15 protein-coding genes are annotated in these 23,151 nt (G+C 72.5%); 6 read left to right on the forward strand and 9 right to left on the reverse strand.

What is annotated here, in order from left to right:
• Positions 1-45: 45 nt before the first annotated feature.
• Complete coding sequence (locus tag ACZ4QV_RS05905; RefSeq protein WP_467762701.1) at positions 46-2,142, reverse strand: SpoIIE family protein phosphatase; 2,097 nt, start codon at positions 2,140-2,142, stop codon at positions 46-48.
• Between the two features lie 917 nt (positions 2,143-3,059).
• Between ACZ4QV_RS05905 and ACZ4QV_RS05910 the strand changes: the two genes are divergently transcribed.
• Both ACZ4QV_RS05910 and ACZ4QV_RS05915 read left to right on the forward strand, forming a co-directional pair.
• Positions 3,060-7,091 carry a HAMP domain-containing protein gene (locus ACZ4QV_RS05910; protein WP_467762702.1) on the forward strand — a complete coding sequence of 1,344 codons (4,032 nt, stop codon included), beginning with the start codon at positions 3,060-3,062 and terminating at the stop codon, positions 7,089-7,091.
• Positions 7,088-7,684, forward strand: coding sequence for a response regulator (locus ACZ4QV_RS05915; protein WP_361144120.1), 597 nt, complete (start codon positions 7,088-7,090; stop codon positions 7,682-7,684). Before ACZ4QV_RS05910 ends, ACZ4QV_RS05915 begins: the two co-directional genes overlap by 4 nt.
• A 161-nt stretch (positions 7,685-7,845) precedes the next feature.
• On the opposite strand, the gene ACZ4QV_RS05920 is transcribed toward ACZ4QV_RS05915, so the two are convergent.
• The 3 genes from ACZ4QV_RS05920 to lepA form a co-directional block, all read right to left on the reverse strand.
• Positions 7,846-9,735, reverse strand: coding sequence for an AMP-dependent synthetase/ligase (locus tag ACZ4QV_RS05920; RefSeq protein WP_361144123.1), 1,890 nt, complete (start codon positions 9,733-9,735; stop codon positions 7,846-7,848).
• Positions 9,736-10,271: 536 nt separating this feature from the next.
• Positions 10,272-10,559 carry a hypothetical protein gene (locus ACZ4QV_RS05925; RefSeq protein ID WP_361582305.1) on the reverse strand — a complete coding sequence of 96 codons (288 nt, stop codon included), beginning with the start codon at positions 10,557-10,559 and terminating at the stop codon, positions 10,272-10,274.
• Positions 10,560-10,859: 300 nt separating this feature from the next.
• Positions 10,860-12,728 carry a translation elongation factor 4 gene (lepA, locus tag ACZ4QV_RS05930; RefSeq protein WP_361144128.1) on the reverse strand — a complete coding sequence of 623 codons (1,869 nt, stop codon included), beginning with the start codon at positions 12,726-12,728 and terminating at the stop codon, positions 10,860-10,862.
• A 191-nt stretch (positions 12,729-12,919) separates the two neighbouring features.
• On the opposite strand from lepA, the gene rpsT reads away from it, so the two are divergent.
• Both rpsT and ACZ4QV_RS05940 read left to right on the forward strand, forming a co-directional pair.
• Positions 12,920-13,186 carry a 30S ribosomal protein S20 gene (gene rpsT / locus ACZ4QV_RS05935; RefSeq protein ID WP_030023016.1) on the forward strand — a complete coding sequence of 89 codons (267 nt, stop codon included), beginning with the start codon at positions 12,920-12,922 and terminating at the stop codon, positions 13,184-13,186.
• A 771-nt stretch (positions 13,187-13,957) separates the two neighbouring features.
• Positions 13,958-14,581, forward strand: coding sequence for a hypothetical protein (locus ACZ4QV_RS05940; RefSeq protein ID WP_361144132.1), 624 nt, complete (start codon positions 13,958-13,960; stop codon positions 14,579-14,581).
• Positions 14,582-14,615: 34 nt separating this feature from the next.
• Here ACZ4QV_RS05940 and holA read toward each other — a convergent pair whose 3' ends face one another.
• Positions 14,616-15,599: a DNA polymerase III subunit delta gene (holA, locus tag ACZ4QV_RS05945; RefSeq protein ID WP_361144135.1), complete on the reverse strand. Its 984-nt coding sequence runs from the start codon at positions 15,597-15,599 to the stop codon at positions 14,616-14,618.
• Between the two features lie 157 nt (positions 15,600-15,756).
• Here holA and ACZ4QV_RS05950 point away from each other — a divergent pair, with 157 nt between their 5' ends.
• Positions 15,757-16,002 (forward strand): hypothetical protein, encoded by a 246-nt coding sequence (locus ACZ4QV_RS05950; RefSeq protein WP_030023012.1) that lies wholly within the window; start codon positions 15,757-15,759, stop codon positions 16,000-16,002.
• A 66-nt stretch (positions 16,003-16,068) separates the two neighbouring features.
• Here ACZ4QV_RS05950 and ACZ4QV_RS05955 read toward each other — a convergent pair whose 3' ends face one another.
• Together ACZ4QV_RS05955 and ACZ4QV_RS05960 are read right to left on the reverse strand one after the other, a co-directional pair.
• On the reverse strand, positions 16,069-16,863 hold the full coding sequence (locus tag ACZ4QV_RS05955; protein WP_361144138.1) for an arylamine N-acetyltransferase family protein: 795 nt from the start codon (positions 16,861-16,863) through the stop codon (positions 16,069-16,071).
• Positions 16,864-17,225: 362 nt separating this feature from the next.
• Positions 17,226-17,711, reverse strand: a complete 486-nt coding sequence (locus tag ACZ4QV_RS05960; RefSeq protein WP_361144141.1) for an RrF2 family transcriptional regulator — start codon at positions 17,709-17,711, stop codon at positions 17,226-17,228.
• 181 nt (positions 17,712-17,892) lie between these two features.
• Between ACZ4QV_RS05960 and ACZ4QV_RS05965 the strand changes: the two genes are divergently transcribed.
• Complete coding sequence (locus ACZ4QV_RS05965) at positions 17,893-19,449, forward strand: substrate-binding domain-containing protein (protein ID WP_361633388.1); 1,557 nt, start codon at positions 17,893-17,895, stop codon at positions 19,447-19,449.
• On the opposite strand, the gene ACZ4QV_RS05970 is transcribed toward ACZ4QV_RS05965, so the two are convergent.
• Both ACZ4QV_RS05970 and ACZ4QV_RS05975 read right to left on the reverse strand, forming a co-directional pair.
• Positions 19,352-22,048: a ComEC/Rec2 family competence protein gene (locus ACZ4QV_RS05970; protein ID WP_467762617.1), complete on the reverse strand. Its 2,697-nt coding sequence runs from the start codon at positions 22,046-22,048 to the stop codon at positions 19,352-19,354. The two genes, ACZ4QV_RS05965 and ACZ4QV_RS05970, sit on opposite strands and share 98 nt — an antisense overlap.
• On the reverse strand, positions 22,045-22,815 hold the full coding sequence (locus ACZ4QV_RS05975; RefSeq protein WP_361633382.1) for a ComEA family DNA-binding protein: 771 nt from the start codon (positions 22,813-22,815) through the stop codon (positions 22,045-22,047). Before ACZ4QV_RS05975 ends, ACZ4QV_RS05970 begins: the two co-directional genes overlap by 4 nt.
• Between the last annotated feature and the right edge of the window lie 336 nt (positions 22,816-23,151).

A 23,151-nucleotide genomic window follows, 5' to 3' on the forward strand; every position in this document is an offset into this window, starting at 1 on the left:
CGGCCGCCTCCGTCCGTCCCGTCCCGCCGCGTCCCGCCCTGCCCGCTACCGCTGCCCGGTCGCCTGGAGCACCAGCAGCGCCAGGTCGTCGTCCGGCGGCGTGTCCGCGAACGCGTGCACCGCCCGCCGGATGTGTTCGGCGACCGCGGTGGCCCCCAGGCCGGCGCAGGCGGCGAAGTGGTGGGCCAGGCCGTCATCGTCGTCGAACTGGCGGTGGCCCGAGCGCCGCTCCGTCACCCCGTCCGTGACGCACAGCAGCGTCTCGCCGGGGGCCAGCTCGAAGGACTCGGACTCGTACGACGTGTCCTCCACCACTCCGACCAGCATCTGCGGCGCGGCGGCGATCCGTACCGCGCCGTCCGTGCCGAGGACCAGCGGCAACGGGTGCCCGGCGCTGGCCAGGGTGCACCGGGCGCCCGGCGTGCCGTCGGCGTGCGGCTCGATCTCGCCGTACAGGAGGGAGAGGAAGCGGGTCTGCTCGCCCTCGGCGCGCAGTTCGACGGAGGGGTCCAGCCCGCTGCCCGCGGCGGCGACCGCCGCCGTGACGGCCGCCACCGAGTCCGCGGCCTCGCGCGCCATGGTCTTGTTGAGCCGGTCCAGCACCTCCCCGACGCCGAACCCGTCGCGGGCCAGCAGCCGCAGGACGGGGCGGGCGAGACCGGTGACCGCCGCGGCTTCCGGGCCGTTGCCGCACACGTCGCCGAGGGCGAAGCACCAGCGTCCGTTCCCGGCGTGGAACAGGTCCCAGAAGTCGCCGCCGGCCCAGGCGCCCTCCCGCGGCTCGTACACCACGGAGGACTCCAGACCGGGGACGGCGGGCCGGCCCCTGGGGAGCAGACGGCGCTGGAGCACCTGGCTGATCCGTTCCTGGTTCCGGTACGCGCGGGCCGTGGCCAGGGCCCGCGCGACCCGGCGGGTCAGGTCCTCTATGAGGCCCACGACCTCGTCGGGGAAGCGCATCAGCCCGGCCCGCCCGATCAGCAGCGTGCCGTGGTCGCGGCCGCCGGCCACCAGGCGGCAGGCCAGTGCGGCGCCACCGGGCCCGTACCCGCTCGGCTCCTGCGGCCAGGGCCACGGCACGGCGGCCCCGGCGCCGTCCCGCTGCGGGCCGGGGACCGGCATCACCGGCGGGTCCTTCTCCAGAGCCATGCGCAGGGCGTCGATGCGGCTCTCGCTGGAATGCCAGACGCGGGCGAGCCGCGGGGCCTCGCCCGTGCCCTCCCGTCCGCCGCCGTGCAGCCAGACCGCGCACCAGTCGGCGAGGCGCGGTACGACCAACTGGGCGGCGAGGAGCGCCACCTGTTCCTCGTCGAGCTGCCCGGACAGCAGGTCGGACGCCTCCGCGAGGAAGGACAGGGCGCCGTGGTTGATCCAGTCCGCGTCGGTCCGCCGCGCCGGGGAGCGGCGGGCGGGCGTGGGGGCGAGCAGTTCGGCGGCGCGCAGGCCGCGCTGCAGTTCCAGGTCGTGGTGGGAGAACCGGGCCGGCGACCCGTAAGCGCGGTGCCGCGGGCCGGCCGGGAGCCGGAACCACACGGTCTTCAGGTCGCGCCGGTACGTGATGCCCCAGGACTCGGCGACGGCGCCGACCAGTTGCAGGCCGTGGCCCCGGCTCTCGTTCTCGGAGGCCGACTGGCGCGCCCGTACGGCGCGGGCGGGGTGGTGGTCGGAGACCTCGATGACGACCACGGTGCGGGGGTTGTCCGGGTTCGGGGCCGGGTTGGGTTTCGAGTTCGGGCCCGGATTCGGGTCCGGGGCCGGGGCTGCGTCCGTGGCCGCGCCGGCGCCCGCGCCCGTGCCCGCGATCGCGCCTGCCTCCGTATCCGCTGCCGTGCCCGTGTCCAGGTCCGTTTCCAGGCGGCACAGCAGTTCCACGGTGGTGCCCGCGTGCACCACGACGTTCGTGACCAGCTCGCTGACCAGCAGGACCGCCTCGTCGGCGAGGCGGTCACCGATGGCGTCCGCGCCGGGCAGCGACCGGGTCACCCAGTCGGCCAGGACGGCCCGCACGAACTGGCGCGCCGCCGCGGCCGCACGCGGATTGCCGGGCAGACTCGACCGGCGGACACTGTCCCGCCCGTCGGTGGCGGGCCCGGCGCCGCAACCGGAAGCCGGTCTGGAGGGCGGGGCGGCGGGGGCCTCCATGCGGGCGACCTCGGCAGGGGCGACCTCGGCAGATACGGCTTCCGCAGGATCGGTTTCGACGGATACGGCTTCGACGGATACGGCTGCGGCGGGAGCGGCAGGTGTCTCCGTCATCTCCGGAGTCCCTGGCGTTCCCGTCATGTCCGGCGTCTCCGGAGCCCCCAGCATCTCCGGCGCCCCACACGTCTCGCCGGCCCCCTCCCGCGCACCGGCCCCCTCGCCCGCCCCCGGCCCCATGGCCGAATCCGTCACCTCGGCCTCCCTCGCCCCGGTGGCCGGATCCGTCGCCTCCGTCGCCCCCTCCCCCACGACCGCCGCACCCGTCGCGCCGACCGTCTCCATGGCTGGGTCCGTGTCCGCCTCCGTGCGGGAATCCACCGGCCTGCCTCCTTCGGAACGTGCGTCGGTGAACTCCCCGTGCGGCCCGCCGGGAACCGCCCCGCCCTCACCCGACGGCCCCGCGCCCTGCGCGGACGGCCCCGAGTCTTGCGCCGACGGCCCCGCGCCCTCCGCCGCCGGGCCCGTGTCCACGGCCTGCGGGCCCCAGGCCCCGGCCTGCGGGCCCGTACGGGACGCGTCCTCCGGGGGAGCCCCGGCAGGGGTGCTTCCGGGAGCCGCCGCCCCGCCGGGACCGCCGCGGCCGGGGCGGAACGCCGCCCGGACCACCGCGGCGCCCCGGTCCGGGGCGTCCCTGTCTGACGAAGTTGTCGTCCTCATTGAGCAACTCCCGAGCAGTTCCGCAATAGCGCCGAATACGCCACTCCCAGAGTGACAGACTGAGCGCACCCATAAGCACCGAGTTACTGAAGTGGGGAGACATGGCGGTCGATTCGGCAGTGCCCCGAGTGTCCCTCGATACGGGCGGTGACGTCGTGCGCGCCGCCGATCTCAGACCGCTGCTGACCGCTCTGACGTCGATGGCGGCCGGAGATTTCCGTACGCGACTGCCGGTGGCCCAGGAGGGGCTGCTGGCCGAACTGTCCGCGGTCTTCAATCAGATAGCTTCCCGCAACCAGCACCTGTCCGACGAGTTGTTACGCCTGCGGTCGGAGGTCGTGCGCCAGGGCCGGCTGGACGAACGGATGTCCGCCAGCCCGGGTCCCGGCACCTGGGCCACCTCCGTACAGGCCGCCAACGCCATCATCGACGCCCTGGTCATCCCGACCACCCAGGCCACCCAGGTGCTGGACGCGGTGGCGGGCGGCGACCTGACCCTGCGGGTGGACCTGCACGACGGCAACCGCCCGCTGCGCGGCGACCGCCGGCGGCTGGGCCGGGCGGTGAACCGCATGGTCGACCAGTTGTCGCTGTTCACCGGCGAGGTGACCCGGGTGGCCCGCGAGTCCGGTACGGAGGGCCGGCTCGGCGGGCGCGCCAAGGTGGCCGGGCTGTCCGGGAGCTGGCGGGACGTGACCGAGGCGGTCAACACGATGGCGGCCAGGCTGACCGCCCAGGTGCGGGACATCGCGCTGGTGACGACGGCGGTGGCACGCGGCGACCTGACCCGGCAGGTGACGGTCGAGGCGGCGGGCGAGCTGCTGGAGCTGAAACTGACCGTCAACACGATGGTCGACCAGCTCTCCGCCTTCGCCGACGAGGTCACCCGCGTCGCCCGCGAAGTCGGCACCGAGGGACAGCTCGGCGGCCGGGCCCAGGTGCGGGGCGTGTCGGGCGTCTGGAAGGACCTCACCGACAACGTCAACTTCATGGCGTCCAACCTGACCAGCCAGGTGCGCAACATCGCCCAGGTGACCACGGCGGTGGCCAACGGTGACCTCAGTCAGAAGATCACCGTGGACGCGCGCGGCGAGATCCTCCAGCTCAAGCTGACCGTCAACACGATGGTCGACCAGCTCTCCGCCTTCGCCGACGAAGTCACCCGCGTCGCCCGCGAAGTCGGCACCGAAGGGCGGCTCGGCGGCCGGGCGCACGTACGCGGCGTGTCGGGCGTCTGGAAGGACCTCACCGACAACGTCAACTTCATGGCCGACAATCTCACCTCCCAGGTGCGCAACATCGCCCTGGTGGCGACGGCGGTCGCGGAGGGCGACCTGGGCCGCAAGATCACGGTCGAGGCGAAGGGCGAGATCCTGGAGGTGAAGTCGACGATCAACACGATGGTCGACCAGCTCTCCGCCTTCGCCGACGAGGTCACCCGCGTCGCCCGCGAAGTCGGCACGGAAGGCAACCTCGGCGGCCAGGCGCAGGTGCGCGGCGCCTCGGGTGTCTGGAAGGACCTGACGGACAACGTCAACTTCATGGCGTCCAACCTGACCTCCCAGGTGCGCAACATCGCGCAGGTGACCACGGCGGTGGCCGACGGCGACCTGTCGAAGAAGATCACGGTCGACGCGCGCGGCGAGATCCTGGAGCTGAAGGACACCGTCAACTCGATGGTGGAGCAGTTGCGGGCGTTCGCCGACGAGGTCACGCGGGTGGCGCGCGAGGTCGGCACGGAAGGCAATCTGGGCGGCCGGGCGCAGGTCCGGGGCGCGTCCGGGGTCTGGAAGGACCTGACGGACAACGTCAACTTCATGGCGTCCAACCTGACCACGCAGGTGCGCAACATCGCGCTGGTGGCCACCGCGGTCGCCCAGGGCGACCTGTCGAAGAAGATCGACGTGGACGCGCGCGGCGAGATCCTGGAGCTGAAGACCACGCTCAACACGATGGTCGACACCCTGTCGTCGTTCGCGTCCGAAGTCACCCGGGTCGCCCGCGAGGTGGGCAGCGAAGGGCAGCTGGGCGGGCAGGCCCGGGTCGAAGGGGTGTACGGCACCTGGAAACGGCTGACGACGAACGTCAACGAGCTGGCGTCGAACCTCACCACCCAGGTCCGGGCCATCGCCGAGGTGGCCTCGGCGGTGGCGGCCGGCGACATGACCCGTAACGTGACCGTGGAGACCCAGGGCGAGGTCGCGGAGCTGCGCGACAACATCAACCTGATGGTCTCCAACCTCCGGGAGACCACCCGCGCCAAGGACTGGCTGGAGTCGAACCTCGCGCGGCTGGCGGGGCTGATGCAGGGCCACCGGGACCTGATGGAGGTCGCCGACCTGATCCTGCGGGAGCTGACGCCGCTGGTGAACGCCCAGTACGGAGCCTTCTTCCTGGCCGACACCGACCGCGACGACCTCCAGATGGCCTTCATCGCCGGGTACGGCTCGTCCCTGGACACCACGATCGACACGCCGGGCTCCATGGACCACGGCCTGGTGCGCCAGGCGGCCCTGGAGAAGAAGCGCATCCTGGTGGAGGACGCCCCGCCGGACTACATCAAGATCAATTCAGGGCTGGGCGAGGCCAACCCGGCGACCGTCGTCATCATCCCGGTGCTGTTCGAGGACCAGACGCTGGGCGTCATCGAGCTGGCGTCCTTCTCCCGCTTCTCCGACGTGCACCTGGCCTTCTTCGACCAGTTCGTGAACACCATCGGCGTCGCCATCAACACCATCGTCGCCAACTCCCGGACGGAATCCCTGCTCGGCGAGTCGCAGCGGCTGGCCCGCCAGCTCCAGGAACGCACCGACGAGCTCCAGCGACGGCAGGCGGAACTCCAGCGGTCGAACGAGGAGCTGGAGGAGAAGGCGGCGCTGCTGGCCAGCTCGTCCCAGTACAAGTCCGAGTTCCTGGCGAACATGTCGCACGAGCTGCGCAACCCGCTGAACTCGCTGCTCATCCTCGCCCGGCTGCTCGCCGACAATCCGGACGGGCACCTGAACGAGCAGGAGGTGCAGTTCGCGATCACGATCCACCGGTCCGGGTCCGACCTGCTCCAGCTCATCAACGACATCCTCGATCTGTCGAAGATCGAGGCGGGCCGGATGGACGTACGGCCCAAGCGGCTGCCGCTGATCAAACTGCTCAACTACGTCCACGACACGTTCCGGCCGATGACCCTCGACCGGGGGCTGGCCTTCGAGGTGTCGGTGAGCGAGAACGTGCCCAAGGAGCTGTTCTCCGACGAACAGCGCCTCCAGCAGGTGCTGCGCAACCTGCTCTCCAACGCGGTGAAGTTCACCGCCGCCGGCAAGATCGACCTGCGGGTGAACCGCTCCGGGGACGGCACGATCGCCTTCACCGTCACGGACACCGGCATCGGTATCGCGCCGGAGAAGCTGCCGGTCATCTTCGAGGCGTTCCAGCAGGCGGACGGCACCACCAACCGCAAGTACGGCGGTACGGGCCTGGGACTGTCGATCAGCCGCGAGATCGCGGGGCTGCTCGGCGGCCGGATCACCGCGAGCAGCCGCCCCGGCGTCGGCAGCGTCTTCACCCTGCACGTGCCCATCGACTGCCCCGGCTACGCCGAGCCGCTGGACAGTCTGGACGGCGGTGAACAGCGCGCGGACGGGGCGCTGCAACTGGGGAAGACGCCGCGGCACCACCCGCGCTCGGGGCCGCCCGCCCCGCGCGACGAGGCGCCGTGGCCGACCACCACGCGGCTGGAGGACTGGGTGAGCGGGCCCTCGGGCACGTTGCTGTCCGGCTGCCAGGTCCTGGTCGTCGACGACGACATCCGCAATGTCTTCGCCCTCACCAATGTGCTGAGCCGGGTCGGCATGCGGGTCCTCTATGCCGAACACGGCCGGGAGGGCATCGAGATGCTGGAGAAGAATCCCGGTGTCAACCTGGTCCTGATGGACATCATGATGCCGGAGATGGACGGTTACGAAACCATTCGCGCGATCCGGCGTACGCCACGCTTCGCGGATCTGCCCGTCATCGTGCTCACCGCGAAAGCGATGCCCGGCGACCGCGAGAAATCCCTGGAGAGCGGAGCCAACGAATACGTCCCCAAACCCGTCGACGTGGACCGCCTGCTGGCAGTGACCGTCGATCTCCTGTCCCGGCACGCCTCCGGCACCCCGGCCCCGGGCGGTGAATCAGGCAAGCACGACCCCGACGCGACCTTTCCGAGGTCCCAAGGCACCGAAGGCCCATCATGACCCATGCACCCGACACCGGCGCCGGCGCCGGAACCGACGACCGGGCGGGCATCCTTCTCGTCGACGACATGGAGGACAACCTCGCCGCGCTCGAAGCGGTCCTGGGCTCGCTCGGCGAGCCGCTGGTCCGGGCCCGGTCCGGCGAGGAAGCCATGAAGGCACTGCTCCGGCAGGAATTCGCGGTCGTCCTGCTGGACATTCTCATGCCCGGCATGGACGGATTCGAGACCGCCTCCAACATCAAGCGTCTCGACCAGACGAAGGACATTCCGATCATCTTCCTGACCGGGACGGACAGCGACTCCGGATTCGCCTTCCGCGGGTATTCGACGGGCGCCGCCGACTACCTCACCAAGCCCTTCGATCCATGGGTGCTCCGCGCCAAGGTGAACGTCTTTCTCGACCTGCACCGCAAGAACCGGCAGTTGCGACGACTCATAAAGCAGGACCACGCCCGGATGGGCGAGTTGGCGGACCGAATCTCCGAGATCGAGCGACGCCTTTCCGGCAGTTCCGACCCCGGTGTACGCGATCTGACCGAGAGCGTGGCCCGCATGGGCGAATCGGTACGGGCGCTGCGGCGGGGGCGGTAGCGGCCCGGGGGGGGCGGGGTTCGGGACCCGTACGGGCTCCGGGCGGTACGGGCATCGGCGGGCACCGGTGCCCGTACCGCCCGGAGTCGGCGCGGCCGCCGCCGTCGGGGGCACAAGCCGCTACACCCCACGAGGCACAGCAGCCCCTTCTGGCGCAGCCGTCACGCCTCGCGGGCGCCCTCGTACATCTCTTCCAGCAGGTCCTTGAAGGCCCGTTCCACCACCGGCCGCTTGATCTTGAGGCTGGGGGTCACCTCGCCGTGCTCGATGTCCAGGTCCCGCGGCAGCAGCCGGAACTTGCGGATCTGCTGCCAACGCTGGAGCCCCTCGTTGACCCGCTCCACGTACCCCTCGATCAGTTCGCGGGTCCGCGCCGCGCCCACGACCTCGGCGTACGACTTCCCCTTGAGGCCGTGCTCGGCGGCCCAGCCCATGATCGTCGGCTCGTCGAGGGCGATCAGCGCGGTGCAGAAGTTCCGGTTGGCGCCGTGCACCAGCACATTGGAGACGAACGGGCAGACCGCCTTGAACTGCCCCTCGACCTCGGCCGGCGCGATGTACTTGCCGCCGGAGGTCTTGATCAGGTCCTTCTTGCGGTCGGTGATCCGCAGATAGCCGTCCGGGGACAGCTCGCCGATGTCGCCGGTGTGGAACCAGCCGTCCGACTCCAGCACCTCGGCCGTCTTCTCCGGCAGTCCGTGGTAGCCCGCCATGATGCCGGGCCCGCGCAGCAGCACCTCGCCGTCCTCGGCGATCCGCACCTCCGTGCCGGGCAGCGGCTTGCCGACCGTGCCGGTGCGGTACGCCTCGCCGGGGTTCACGAAGCTGGCCGCGCTGGTCTCGGTGAGTCCGTACCCCTCCAGGATGTGGATACCGGCGCCGGCGAAGAAGTAGCCGATCTCGGGGGCGAGGGCCGCGGAACCGGAAATCGCGGCGCGCAGCCGGCCGCCGAAGGCATCACGCAGCTTGGCGTAGACGAGCGCGTCGGCGATCTTGTGCTTGGCGCCGAGGGCGAAGGGGACGGAGGCGTTGCCGGTGCGGCGGAAGTTCTCCTGGGAGGCCTTGGCGTACTCCCGTGCCACGCCCGCCGCCCACTGGAAGATCTTGTACTTGGCGGCGCCGCCCTCCCGGGCCTTGGTCACCACGCCGTTGTAGACCTTCTCGAAGATCCGCGGTACGGCCGCCATGTAGGTGGGCTGCACCACCGGCAGATTTTCGATGATCTTGTCGACCCGGCCGTCCACCGCGATCACATGCCCGACGGAGATCTGCCCCGCGGTCAGCACCTTCCCGAAGACGTGCGCCAGCGGCAGCCAGAGGTACTGCACGTCGTCCTCGGTGACCAGGCCCGTGGCCTGGATCGCCCGCGCCATGTACGACCAGCAGTCGTGCGGCAGCCGTACGCCCTTGGGCCGGCCGGTGGTGCCCGAGGTGTAGATCAGGGTCGCGAGCTGGTCGGCGCGCAACGCCGCGATCTGCTCCCGTACGCAGTCCGGGTTCTTCTCCAGGTGGGCGGTGCCGCGCCGCTCCAGTTCGGCGAGGGAGAGCACCCAGTCCTCCGGGTCGCCCTCGGCGGGCTGCGCGTCGGCTTCCTCGATCACCACGACATGGGCCAGTTCCGGCAGGTCGGCGCGCTTCTCGCGGGCCTTGGCGAGCTGCCCCGCGTCCTCGGCGATCAGTACGCGGCTGCCGGAGTCGGCGAGGATGTACGCCGTCTCGTCCGCGTTGGTGCTGGGGTAGACGGTGGTGGTGGCCGCGCCGGAACACAGCACGCCGAGGTCGGTGAGGATCCACTCGACGCGGGTACTGGCGGCGAGCGCCACCCGCTCCTCGGCCCTGACGCCCAGCGAGATCAGGCCCGCGGCCACCGCGTACACCCGCCGGGCGGCCTCGGCCCAGCTCAGCACCTTCCAGTCGTCGGGCCCCCGGCCCGCGGCGGACGGCACCGGATAGCGGTACGCCTCGTGGTCGGGGGTTGCCGCGACACGCTCCAGGAAGAGGGTCGCCACGGAAGGTGGCCGGTTCTCGATCAGCGTCTGGGTGTCCGTCACGGCATCCTCCGGGGCCCGCTACGTTGCTGGTGACTCGCGAGTAACCTTCGAGCAGTGATCAGACTAGAGTGCGTCGCGCCATGGCGTAAGGGGCTGCGGCGGACTGGTTCAGGAGGGGACCAGCACGGTGGATGCCCCGTACACGTTTCGCCCTGACCGGGTGCGGGGTGGGACTCCGGCGGGCTGCCGGAGCGGATGCACGCTGCCCTGACCAGCGCCGATGCCCGCCATCCCAGGCACGGACGGTGGGGCCGACCGGTACGGGCGGGGGTGCCCACCGGTACGGGCGGGAGGCGGGCTGCCGTGTGAGCGAGGTCATCGGGTTCATCCCGCACACCGGTTACGGACCTGGCGTACGCCGTTCGTGGGGTACGGCTTCAGCCGATCGTGTGATCTGGAGGTGCGCCGCCGCCCGCGCGCCGGGCGGGCCGGCCGCCGGGTGCGCGCCCGGGTCGGCCGGCCCCGAGGTGCGGAGTCCGGAGGTACGAACTCCGGAAGCGCGGACGCGGGCGCACGGGCAGGCGGCGGACGGCCGGTCAGCGGCCGAGCGAAGCGGCCTGGAGGCCGATGCCGTCGGCGCTGGGCGCGTTCGAGGCGGCCGAGTCGCCGACCATGTGGCCGACCTTCTCGTCGCCCCGCAGCGTGCCGTTGACCTTCTTCAGCCCGTCGCCGAGGGAGGTGACGGCCTTCTGTGCACCGCCGACCGTCCCGCTGACGCCGCTCTTGAACTTGTCCGCCCCCGTCTGGTCGGCGAAGGCGGGCGCGGCGGCGCCCACGGACAGCGCGGCCCCGGCCAGCAGCACGGCGGCCTTGGTGTACTTCATACCCATCCCTTTCCGGCGCGGCCTCCTCTCGGCGGCACGGCACTCATGCCGCCCGGACGCCCCTGGGCCGCCCGGAACTCCGCTGCCACCCACGACAACGGTGTCCGGCGCGTCCCGGAAACCGCCTGGCCGCCGATTTCCCCGCCGACCGCCCGGATGCCGTACGGACCGGACGCCCGTTCCGTGACAGCACTCAGCCCCCGGCCGGGATCGGCCGGGGGCTGGACGCGCGGGCGGCGGAGGCTGGACGCGCGGGCGGCGGGCGGCCGGCCCACAGGCCCGGACCGCCCGCCTACGCGGCTACTTCTTGCCCTTGGAGTCGCCGTCGGAGTCGGAGGACAGCACGGCGATGAAGGCCTCCTGCGGGACCTCCACGCTGCCGACCATCTTCATCCGCTTCTTGCCTTCCTTCTGCTTCTCCAGCAGCTTCCGCTTACGGGAGATGTCACCGCCGTAGCACTTGGCGAGCACGTCCTTGCGGATGGCGCGGACCGTCTCACGGGCGATGACCCGGCTGCCGATGGCGGCCTGGATCGGCACCTCGAAGCTCTGCCGCGGGATCAGCTCGCGCAGCTTGGCGACCAGCCGCACGCCGTACGCGTACGCCTTGTCCTTGTGGCAGATCGCGGAGAACGCGTCGACCTTGTCGCCGTGCAGCAGGATGTCGACCTTGACCAGGTCGGCGGCCTGCTCGCCGGTGGGCTCGTAGTCCAGCGAGGCGTAACCGCGGGTCTTGGACTTGAGCTGGTCGAAGAAGTCGAAGACGACCTCGGCGAGCGGGAGGGTGTAGCGGATCTCGACCCGGTCCTCGGAGAGGTAGTCCATGCCGAGCAGGTTGCCGCGCCGGGTCTGGCACAGCTCCATGATCGCGCCGATGAACTCGCTGGGCGCCAGGATCGTGGCCCGTACGACCGGCTCGTGGACCTTGTCGATCTTGCCGGTCGGGAACTCGCTGGGGTTGGTGACCTCGTGCTCGGCGCCGTCCTCCATGTCCACGCGGTAGACCACGTTGGGGGCGGTGGCGATCAGGTCGAGGCCGAACTCGCGCTCCAGGCGCTCGCGGATGACCTCCAGGTGCAGCAGGCCCAGGAAGCCGACGCGGAAGCCGAAGCCGAGGGCCGCGGAGGTCTCCGGCTCGTAGACCAGCGCGGCGTCGTTGAGCTGGAGCTTGTCCAGGGCGTCGCGCAGCTCCGGGTAGTCGGAGCCGTCGAGCGGGTACAGGCCGGAGAAGACCATCGGCTTCGGGTCCTTGTAGCCGCCCAGCGGCTGGTCGGCTCCCTTGCTGAGCTGGGTGATGGTGTCGCCGACCTTGGACTGGCGGACGTCCTTCACGCCGGTGATCAGGTAGCCGACCTCGCCCACGGACAGGCCGTCGGCGGCCTTCATCTCGGGCGAGTTCGTGCCGATCTCCAGCAGCTCGTGGGCTGCGCCGGTGGACATCATCCGGATCCGCTCGCGCTTGCCGAGCGTGCCGTCGACGACCTTCACGTACGTCACGACGCCGCGGTACGCGTCGTAGACCGAGTCGAAGATCATCGCGCGGGCGGGCGCGTCCTTGACGCCGACCGGGGCCGGCACGTCGCGGACGACCTTGTCGAGCAGCTCGGCGACGCCCTCACCGGTCTTCGCGGAGACCTTCAGCACGTCCTCGGGCTCGCAGCCGACGAGGTTGGCCAGCTCCTTGGCGAACTTCTCGGGCTGCGCGGCCGGCAGGTCGATCTTGTTCAGCACCGGAATGATCTGGAGGTCGTGCTCCATCGCCAGGTACAGGTTGGCGAGGGTCTGCGCCTCGATGCCCTGGGCGGCGTCCACGAGGAGGATGCAGCCCTCGCACGCGGCGAGGGAGCGCGAGACCTCGTACGTGAAGTCCACGTGGCCCGGGGTGTCGATCATGTTGAGGATGTGGGTCGCGCCACTGTCCTCGTCGCTGCGGGCCCAGGGCAGCCGGACCGCCTGGGACTTGATCGTGATGCCGCGCTCGCGCTCGATGTCCATGCGGTCGAGGTACTGCGCGCGCATCTGCCGCTGCTCGACGACGCCGGTCAGCTGGAGCATCCGGTCGGCAAGCGTGGACTTGCCGTGGTCGATGTGCGCGATGATGCAAAAGTTACGGATGAGAGCCGGGGCGGTACGGCTCGGCTCCGGCACGTTCGTAGGGGTCGCGGGCACGCAGGGTCCATTCAGAGAACGCGGGTAGGCGGGACTCGGTTGTTTTTCGTCCCCCCATGGTCCCATGCGCGGCGGTCCTGGTCCGGTTTGGGAGGCCGAGGAGGCTGCTGGTAGCCTGGTCCACTGCGCTTTGTGCCCTCTCTCGTACGAGGCGCAACTCGAAATTCCAACGAACCTGAAAAGGCTCTTTCGTGGCGAACATCAAGTCCCAGATGAAGCGGATCAAGACCAACGAGAAGGCTCGTCAGCGCAACAAGGCTGTCAAGTCCTCGCTGCGTACCGCGATCCGTCGCACCCGTGAGGCCGTGGAGGCCGGTGACCTGCAGAAGGCCGCCACCGCCCAGGCCGAGGCCGCCAAGAAGCTGGACAAGGCCGTCAGCAAGGGTGTCATCCACAAGAACGCCGCCGCCAACAAGAAGTCGGCGCTGGCCAAGAAGGTCGCGGCCCTCAAGGCCTGACCTGTTCTGACGCTTCACCACTGCCGGTAAGGGCCCAGCGGCCCCTCTCTCCGCTCCTTCCGGTGCACCACCGCGCCGCACACGGCCTGCGTTCGCCACGCGGGTGCGGCGCACACACAGCTTGAGACGAAGGACCTCGCGGTCGCCCTTTCCCAGGGTGGCGCGGGGTCTTTTGTCGTTGTCGTGGGGGGGCGGGGGTGGGGGCGCTTGGGCATGGGGGCGGGCGCGAGGTGGCTGCGGGACGGGGGCGGGGCGGGCGCGGGGCTGGTGTGGGGCGGGTTGCGGGCCGGCGCGGGGCGGGGGCGGGGCGGGCGCGGGGCCGGTGTGGCGCGGTTGCGGGCCGGCGCGGGGCGGGTGCGGGGCTGGTGTGGGGCGGGGGCGGGGGCGGTGTGGCTCAGGTCACAATTACGGCCATGTGGCCGGTTCGGGTCCGCTACGCTGCCGCGCATGTCGATTCCGGGGGACCAGCACCATCCCTACGCGCAGCCACAGCCGTCCGCTCCCTCCCAGCCACCGCCCCTGCCGCACCAGCCGGGGGCAGGGCCGGGGCCGGGGGCAGGGCCGGGGCCGGGGGCAGGAGCGGGACCGGCGCCAGGAGTAGGACCGGGGCCGTACGGGCCCGGGGTGCCGCAGCACAATCCTTACGCTCAGGGGCCTGGGCCTGGGCCTGGGGCTGGGGCTGGACCCGGGTCCGGCGCGGGCGGTACCGGTGGCGGAGGTACGGCGCAGCACTGGCTGTGGGCGCTCGGCGGGGCGGTCGCCGCTTCGGCGATGGGCGGGGCGATCCTCTTCGCCGTCGGTGCCTTCGGGGACGCGCGGCCCGATCCCGACCTGGCGGGCTACTCGTACACGTCCGACCTGTGCGACCGGACCGCGTTCACGCCGTTCGAGAGCGCGAACTTCAAGATCAAACCGGCCGGGGGCTCCTCGTCGTCGGGGTCCTCCGGCAGCAGCGCGCAGAATCCGCAGTACAGCGGTGTCCAGCAGGGCGCGCTGGATTCGATGTGGTGCAACGCCGAGCTGAAGCCGTCCGGTGCGGACGGCAACGACTACTCCTCGACCTGGGTCTACAGCAGCGCCACCCTGCACAAGAAGACCGACCCGGCGGCCGAGTTCGCGGACAGCTACCGCGCGTACGGGAGCCAGCGCAGCTCGATCTCGTACCAGGTCACCCCGGTGCCGGGCATCGGTGACGAGGCGTACCTCGTCCGCCGGTCCGACGACAGCAGCGGCTCGTACGTGATCCTCGGGGTCCGCGACGGCTGGGCGACCTACCAGCTCACCTGGTCGAGCTACACCTCCCGCAGCAGCTCGGCGAAGCCACCGACGACCGAGCAGGTCACCGGGATGCTCAAGGCGAGCGCGACGGAGACGCTCCGCAAACTGCGGAGCTGAGGCCGGGCCCCGGCCCTTTCCGCTCCCCCGGCGGTCAGCGGGAGCGGGCGGCGCGGGCGATGGTGACGACGGCCTTCTCCAGTGCGTACTCGGGGTCGTCACCGCCGCCCTTGACGCCGGCGTCGGCGTCGGCCACCGCACGCAGCGCCGTCGCCACGCCGTCCGCCGACCAGCCGCGCATCTGCTGCCGCACCCGGTCGATCTTCCAGGGAGGCATGCCCAGCTCGCGGGCGAGGTCGCCTGGGCGGGCGCCGCGCGGGGCGGAGGCCAGCTTGCCGATGGCGCGGACGCCCTGGGCGAGCGCGCTGGTGATCATGACGGGGGCGACGCCCGTCGACATGGCCCAGCGCAGCGCCTCCAGCGCCTCGGCGGCCCGGCCCTCCACGGCACGGTCCGCGACGGTGAAGCTGGACGCCTCGGCGCGGCCGCGGTAGTAGCGGGCCACGATGGCGTCGTCGATGGTGCCCTCGATGTCGGCGACCAGCTGCGAACAGGCCGAGGCCAGTTCGCGCAGGTCACTGCCGAGCGCGTCCACCAGCGCCTGGCACGCCTCCGGGGTGGCGGACCGTCCCGCCGTACGGAACTCACCGCGCACGAAGGCGAGGCGGTCGGCGGGCTTGGTCATCTTGGCGCAGGCGACCTCCCGCGCACCGGCCTTGCGGGCGGCGTCCAGCAGGCCCTTGCCCTTGGCGCCGCCGGCGTGCAGCAGCACGAGGGTGATCTCCTCGACCGGGGAGCCGAGGTACTTCTTGACGTCCTTGACCGAGTCGGCGGACAGGTCCTGGGAATTGCGGACCACCACGACCTTGCGCTCGGCGAACAGCGACGGGCTGGTCAGCTCGGCCAGCGTGCCCGGCTGGAGCTGGTCGGGGGTGAGGTCGCGCACATCGGTGTCCGCGTCGGCGGCGCGGGCCGCCGCCACCACCTGCTGCACGGCGCGGTCCAGGAGCAGGTCCTCCTGGCCCACGGCGAGCGTGAGCGGGGCGAGCGGGTCGTCGTTTGCTGCTTTCCTGGCCATCGCGCACCAGCATCCCACGCCCCACTGACAGCGACGCCACCGACAGCGATGCCACTGACGGCGGCGCCACTGGCAGCCGCGTCACTGGCGGTGGCATCACTGGCGGCGGCGTGGTGCCCGGCCCGCGCCGCCGGACGACGACCGGGACAATGACCGGGTGAGCGATGTACGACATGTTCTGGTGCTGCCCGACCGCGACTCCGCCGAGGAGGTCGCCGAGGCGCTGGCCGAGCGCTTCGGCGTCACGGAGGAACCCCAGCTCGTCCGGGACGCCCTGGCGGGCGAGGACGACGCCGAGGACGCCCAGTGGCTGGTGGTCGTCGAAGATCCCACCGGGGTCCACGACCCGGCGAAGCTGGACGCCCTGGCCGATGAGTACGAGGGCTGGCTGGAGGCCGAGTGACGCGTCGGCCGTCTGCCGGTCGCGCAGCGCCCGCCCGTAAGGTGCCGCAGCCGGGGCAGGCGCACGTCAGCCGCGCAGCTCCGGTATCCGGTCCAGCGTGATGCCGAAGTGGGTGCGGTAGGCGGGGAGCACCTCGGCCTCGGACAGTTCTCGCTCGTCCCGGCCGCCGTCGGCGTCGGTGATCACGAGCGTACGGCCGGAGAGGGTGACGCGGCCGGTCTCCGTCAGCCGGGAGCAGACCAGTGACCGGGTGAAGGGCGAGTCCGGCGAGGTGCGGTGGTACCAGCAGCCCGCCGCGAAGTCGGCCAGGGCACGCGGCCGCTGTTCCAGCCGGTACTGGGGCACACCGTCCCGCAGGACGTCGAGGTCGCCGTCGGCGGTCTCCTCGATGCGGAACAGTCCGGCGGGGTCGGGCTGTTGGTCGCGGCTGTCCAGACGGAGCGGGTACTGGCTGTTCCTGCCGAAGCCGATGTCGGCGAGCCACGGTCCGCCCTGTCCGTCGGCGGTGTGGACGCGCAGCGCGAGGTGGTCGTACGGGATGCCGGGGCCTTCCGGGCCGAAGACCCGGGCGGCGAGCAGTTCGACGCGGTAGCCGAGGGCGCGGAGCAGGGCGGCGAAGGCGCCGTTGAGTTCGTAGCAGAAGCCGCCGCGTGAGGCACCGACGACCTTGTCCACCAGCGGCCTGTACTCCAGAGCCACGTCCTCGGCGAGGTGGACGGAGAGGTTCTCGAAGGGGACGGTCCGCAGGTGCCGCAGATGCAGGTCGTGCAGCGCCTCGGTGTCGGGCACCGCCGGACGGTCGGCACCGATTCGCCGCAGGTAGGCATCGGTACGCGCCTGGTCGAGCGGCTCGGCCCGCATCCGCTCGGCATCCGAGGGCCGACCGGCCGACTTCCCGCCGTCCGCAGGGGGCGGGGATTGCGCAGGGGTCGGGGGCTCCGCAGGGGCCGGGGGCTCCGCAGGGGCCGGGGGCTCCGCAGGGGTCGGGGGCTCCGCAGGGGTCGGGGGCTCCGCAGGGGTCGGGGGCTCCGCAGGGACCGGAGATGACGCCGATGCTGGGGAATCCTCCTGAGCCTGGGACGGCGCCGACGCCGCGGGGGCCGCCGAGGTCGGGAACGCCGGCGGTCCCGGAGATGTCGGCGCTTCCTGAGGTGTCGGCTGATGGGAGGTCGGCGGTCTCGGCGGGACGGGCTGGGACGCGGACCGGGTCTGCGGGGAGTCCATCAGGTGCTCGTCCTCTCGGTCGCGAACCAGCGGCGGGTGCGCTCCGCGGCCGGTCCAGGGACGCCGGCCAGGAGGTCGGCAACGGTCTGCTTGGCCAGTTCGCGGCGCCAGGCCAGCTCGGCCCTGCGCATCGCGGTGGAGATGCCGCAGGGGCGGCGGAAGTCCCGGTCGGGCGCTCCGGAACCGGGGCCCTGGCGGCGGATCTCGGTGCACCGGAAGACGTCGTCGGTGCCCTCGATGGCGGCGACGACATCCATCAGGGAGATCTGCTCGGGCGGCCTGGCCAGCCGGAAGCCGCCGCGGGCGCCCGGGGTCGAAGTCAGGACACCGGCCCGGACCAGGGCCTGGAGCCGCTTGTTCAGATACGCCTGGGGCAGATCGAAGGAGGCGGCGAGCCGGGCTGTCGACACGGGACGCGCGTCGCCGAGCGAGGCCAGGGTCACACAACAGTGCAGGGCCCATTCGACGCCCTCGCTCATCCTCATATTTCTGGAGTTTACAGGTCCTGATTAACGGGGTGGCCGGATGCGACAGGCCCCCTGCCGTCACCGGCCGCGCTAACAGCGGACGAACCTCTGATGACGGGATGCCGAAGGCGTACCGGGCCGCCTCCCCTGTCCCTGCATTGCAGGCATTCCGCCATCCGATCGGCTGTGCAAGGTAGTCGTGCCCCTGCCGGACACCGAGACGCTCCTCGCCGCTGCGGGTCTCGTCGCGACGGCCGTGCTCTGGGCCGTTCAGCGGTTCCTGCCGGGCCGCAAGAGCGTCGGTCACCGCGTCCGGATGGACACCGCGATCGGCATGAACCCGCGGGACGCCCACAGCCTGGTGCAACCGCGGCTGCTCAGGCAGGGCCAGGAGATCACCGACGCCACTCTGGCGCTGCTGCGGTTCGAGAACGACGGCGGCGAGGACATCGTGCGGCAGGACTACCAGGAGCCGCTGACGGCCGAGTTCACCGGGCGCACGGTGATCGGGGTGGAGGTGCCGGACGCCAACCCGCCTGACCTGGTCGGGATGCTCACCCGCAACGGCGGCGGTCTGCGGCACGACGGTGGCCGGCTCGTCATCCCCAGGGTGCCGTTGAACGAGCGTGACCACTTCAAGCTGCTGGTCCTGTTGTCGGCGGAGGACGGGAACGGGGACCGGAACGGAGGCGGGGCGCACCGCAGCCGTGGAGGGGGCGCGGGCGGCGGCCGGCCGGGCGAACTCGTCGTCGGCGGGTTCCTCAGCGGCGGGCGGATCCGGCGCAACGCGCAGCGCTGGGGACCGCGCGAACTGGGCCTCGGGCTGGGCGGCGTCTGCATCATCCTGGTCGGCCTGCTGGGCGGGCTGTTGCTCAACGGGCCCACCGGGGCGGCAAGTGCGGAGAGCGCGACCGGGCGGCTGACCGTCGACGGCTCCAGTGCCTTCGCACCGCCGATGCAGGACATCGCCCGGCAGTACACGGCCCGCTGCCGGGGAGCCGAGATCGAGGTGGCGGAGAGCGGCAGCCTGTCCGGGCTGGGGCGGCTGAACCGGGCCAGGAGATCCGCGCCGGCCGTCGGTCCGACGTTCCTGGCTGTGTCGGACGTCGCCGCGCCGGCCATCTACCGGGAGCCGGCGGGGCGGCGGGCCGGCGTCATCCTGCTCGGCATGGTCGTCAACGGCCGGACCGGCGTCGTCAACCTCACCTCCGAGCAGGTGCGCGGCATCTACGACGGCCGGTGCACCCACTGGAAGCAGCTCGGCGGCAGCGACCTGCCGGTCCGCATCGTCGGCCGGGACGCGGCGTCCGGCACCCGGCGGGCGTTCGAGACGGCCGTGCTGCGCGGCTCGGAGCCGGGCACGGTGTCGTCGTACGAATGCAACGGCAAGGACCGGGACGCGGCGGCCCGCGTCACGCGCTGCGAGGCGCACAGCACCGGCAGCCTGCCGGACACGGTCGGCCGCGTGCCGGGCGCGATCGGGTACGCGGAGGAGTACGCGGCGGCCAAGAATCCGCAGGTGACCCGCGTCCGGCCGAACGGGCGGGAGCCCGACATCGAGTGGGCCGGTCAACATGGCTATCCCTTCTGGACGGTGGAGTACCTCTACACGTACGGGCCGCCCGAGGCGGGCTCGCTCGCCGCGAAGTTCCGGGCGTTCATGGACTCCGGCACGGCGAAGAACATCCTGCGCAAGTACCGGCACGTGCCGTGCGCCGACCTGGCGAGCGCGCCGGGCTCCGCCTGCGGCCCCTGACGGTGGTGGTCAGCCGGTCCGCGCCGCCCAGTACCGCGACGGCGCCGTCGGTGTCCGTACGCAGCACCCGTGCTCCTTGAAAGCGCAGCGACTGGACGGTGCGCGGCGCCGGATGACCGTACGGGTTGCCGGCGCCGCAGCTGATCAGGGCGACGCGCGGCGCCAGGCGGCGTATCAGTTGCGGGTCCTGGTACGCGGACCCGTGGTGTGCGACCTTGAGGACGTCCACGGCGCTCAGGTCGGGGTACGCGGTCGACAACGCTTGCTGCGCGACCGGTTCGAGGTCGCCGAGGAGAAGGAAGCTCAGCCCGGCGGTGCGCAGCAGCAGCGTCACGCTGGCGTCGTTGGGACCTTCGACAGCACGTGTGGCGGGCGCGGAAAAGGGGTGGCCCGGTCCGGTGCCGGGCGGCCACAGGACCTCCCAGCTGAGCGGGCCGACGCTGCGCCGCTCCCCCGGCGTGGAACCGACCACCGGCACGCCCGCGGCCGCCGCGGTGCGGTGCACGAAGGCGGCCTGCCCGGGCGGCTCGGGCAGGGTCGTGGTCTCGATGGCACCGACCGAACGCCCGCGCAAGGCGCCGGGCAGTCCGCTGACGTGGTCGGCGTGAAAGTGGGTGAGGACGAGCAGCGCGATACGGCGTACGCCCAAGTCGGTCAGGCAACGGTCGATGGCGTCCGGCTCCGGGCCGGTGTCCACGACCAGGGCGGTGCCCTCCCCCGCCGCGAACACCAGACCGTCGCCCTGTCCCACGTCACAGGCCACCGCTCGCCAGTCGGGAGGCGGCCAGCCGGTGACGACACGGGTGACCGGGGCCGGCCGCAGCACCGCGACGAGCAGTGCCAGGACGCCGAGGACGCACAGCCAGGGCCGACGTGACATCCGCCGTCCCACCAGGACGAACGCCACCGTCACGACGGCCAGCAGCAGCGCTCCGGCCCATCCGCCCGGCCAATCCGCCTCCGCCCCGGGCAGGCCCGCCCCCGTACGGGCCACACCGGCGATCCACTCGGTCGGCCAGCTCGCGCACCAGGCCAGGGCGTGGGCCAGGGGCGGCGCGAACGGTGCGGTGGCGAGTGCCGCGAACCCCAGGACGGTGGCCGGGGCGACGGCGAGTTCGGCCAGCAGGTTGCAGGGGACGGCGACGAGACCGACGCGTGCGGCGAGCACCACGACGACGGGCGCGCAGACCGCCTGCGCCGCGGCCGCCGCGGCGAGCACCTCGGCGAGGCGGGGCGGCACGCGGCGGCGTTGCAGGGCCGCGCTCCAGCGAGGGGCGAGGGTGAGCAGGGCGCCGGTGGCCAGTACGGACAGCAGGAAACCGTAACTGCGGGCGAGCCAGGGGTCGTAGAGCACGAGTACCAGGACGGCGGCGGCGAGCGCGGGGACGAGCGAACGACGGCGTCCCGTCCCGATCGCCAGCAGGGTGACCAGTCCGCAGGCGGCGGCGCGCAGCACGCTGGGGTCGGGGCGGCAGACGATCACGAAGGCGAGGGCGATCGATCCGCCGATGAGGGCGGTGGTGCGCAGCGAGAGGCCCAGGAGCGGTGCCAGACCACGGCGTTCGGCCCGTACGGCGAGGTGGGGCGGGCCGATGAGCAGCACGAGCAGGATGGTCAGGTTGCTGCCGGAGACGGCGAGCAGGTGGGTCAGGTCGGTGGTGCGGAAGGCGTCGTCGAGGTCGGGCGGTACCCGCGCGGTGTCACCGACCACCAGGCCCGGCAGGAGGGCACGGGCATCGGGGCTCAGGTCGTCGCTGGCCTCCCGGAGTCCGGCCCGCAGGTCACCGGCGAGTCGCTGCAACGCGTCGGGGGCGGCCAGCACGTGCGGTTCTGATCCCGTGGTGACCCGTAGGGCGGCCGCGGCCCGGTCGGACGGCCGGAGGGGTGGTGCCGCGCGGGCCGCGACCCGGACGCGGGTCGAGGGCAGGAGGCGCTGCCAGTCGGCGAGGCGCTTCGTGCGGTGCACGACGACCAGTACGGGGGTACGGGTGGCGGTCACCGAGCCGTCCGGTGCGGTGACGCGGAGGACCTCCGCGGTGAACACGACGGCGGGCGGCGCTTGCCGGGCGCCGCTCACCCGTGGGCGGGTCAGCCGCGGATCGCCGGTCAGCTCCACCTCGGCCGTGACCGGGGCGTGCCGGCGCGCCAGTTCCGGCAGCGGGCCGCGCCGTACGTCCGCCGCGTGCAGAGCGGCGGACGCGGCTCCGGCGACCGCGCCGAGCAGCACTGCGGCGAGGGCGACCGAGGCGCCGGCGGCCCGCCGTCGCGGCCGGCGGACCGCGGCGACGACCACGACCGCCGCCAGCACCACGGCCGCGGCACACACCACCGCCACCGAGCCGCCGGACCACCCCAGGGCCAGTGCCGCCGCACCCCACGCGGCCGCCGCGGGCCCGGCCAGTCGAAGATCGACGGCTTCATCCGGCCGGCGGGGATCGGCGGCGCCGTAGGGGGAGGGTGCCGCCGCGTGGACGGCGGTTCGGTCGGCCGTTCGGCCGGGGGTGGCGCCGGGTGCGGTGTGGGGGCCGGAGGGCTGGGGCGGTGGGGGCGGCTGAGGTGATGGAGGCGGCTGGGGCGGCGTGGTGGGGTACGGGGTCATGGCTGGACCAGAGGCCGCAGGTCGGCGAAGCGGCGATCACCGATGCCGTTCACTTCACGGAGCTGTTCCACGGAGGTGAAGCCGCCGTGTGCGGTGCGGTACTCGATGATGTGCCGGGCGAGGACGGGGCCGACTCCGGGCAGGCTGTCGAGCTGTTCCGCGGTCGCGGTGTTCAGACTGACGGGGGCGGCTCCGGCGCCCGTACCACCGGACGCGCCGGCGCTCCCGGAAGCCGTGCCGCCGCCGGTGCCCGCCCCGGCAACCGCTCCGGCCCCGGCTCCCGTGGCCGCTCCGGGGCCCGTGCCCGCCCCCTGACCTGCCGCGCCCGGCGCCGCCCCTGCGACATCCACGGCGATCTGCTCCCCGTCGACCAGCAGCCGCGCCCGGTTCAGCCCTCGGGTGTCCGCACCGTCCAGCACTCCGCCCGCCGCTCTCAGCGCGTCGGCGACCCGGGCTCCCTGCGGCAGGCGATGGATGCCGGGACGGTGCACCTTCCCGACCACGTCGACCACGAGGAGCCGTCCCGCGGCGGTCGGCGGCGCGCCTCCCGGCGTCGGCGCCGCCACCTGCGGCTGCGGCGCCGGGGCGGGATTCGGCAGCGCCGGGGCCCGGGCGGCGGGCGGTACACGGACGGGCTCGGGCCGGGCCACCCAGAAGTGGTGGACCGCGAAGGCCACCGCCACCGCGAACACCACGACCAGGGCAGCCAGCGTCTTGGGGGCGATCGCGCATCTCGACTGCACCCACAGCGGCAGCCGCTCCCGCACGGCGAGCGCCAGCCGGGCGGCACGGTCGGGAGGTGCGCCTTCGCGGGCGGCCTGGGCCCGGTCAGCGGTCAGGTCGTCATCGGCTGACGCGGCTGGGGTGTCGGGAGTGCCTGGAGTACCGGGAACGCTCGGAGCACCGGAAACGCCTGAAGCCGACAGGTCGCCCGGAGACGGTGGACTGCCCGACGTCGGTGGACTGCCGTCCGCTTCCGCAGGGCTCGCACTCCGGTCCGGGCCAGGTGGGCCCCGGAACAGGCCCGCGGCCCGCGTACGTACCGCCGCGGCGGTCTCCGCACGCCGGGCGGCCCGCCCGCGCGGTCCGGAGCTGGAGCCAGG

Source organism: Streptomyces sp. NPDC026394, assembly GCF_055567735.1.

Bases quoted from the DNA above. Each gene is read 5' to 3' on its own strand.
- ACZ4QV_RS05905 (WP_467762701.1), bottom strand. From the start codon at position 2,142: ATGGAGGCCCCCGCCGCCCCGCCCTCCAGACCGGCTTCCGGTTGCGGC.
- holA (WP_361144135.1), bottom strand. From the start codon at position 15,599: ATGGCCAGGAAAGCAGCAAACGACGACCCGCTCGCCCCGCTCACGCTC.
- ACZ4QV_RS05910 (WP_467762702.1), top strand. From the start codon at position 3,060: ATGGCGGCCGGAGATTTCCGTACGCGACTGCCGGTGGCCCAGGAGGGG.
- ACZ4QV_RS05940 (WP_361144132.1), top strand. From the start codon at position 13,958: ATGGGCGGGGCGATCCTCTTCGCCGTCGGTGCCTTCGGGGACGCGCGG.
- ACZ4QV_RS05915 (WP_361144120.1), top strand. From the start codon at position 7,088: ATGACCCATGCACCCGACACCGGCGCCGGCGCCGGAACCGACGACCGG.
- ACZ4QV_RS05925 (WP_361582305.1), bottom strand. From the start codon at position 10,559: ATGAAGTACACCAAGGCCGCCGTGCTGCTGGCCGGGGCCGCGCTGTCC.
- ACZ4QV_RS05955 (WP_361144138.1), bottom strand. From the start codon at position 16,863: ATGCGGGCCGAGCCGCTCGACCAGGCGCGTACCGATGCCTACCTGCGG.
- ACZ4QV_RS05960 (WP_361144141.1), bottom strand. From the start codon at position 17,711: ATGAGGATGAGCGAGGGCGTCGAATGGGCCCTGCACTGTTGTGTGACC.
- ACZ4QV_RS05970 (WP_467762617.1), bottom strand. From the start codon at position 22,048: ATGACCCCGTACCCCACCACGCCGCCCCAGCCGCCTCCATCACCTCAG.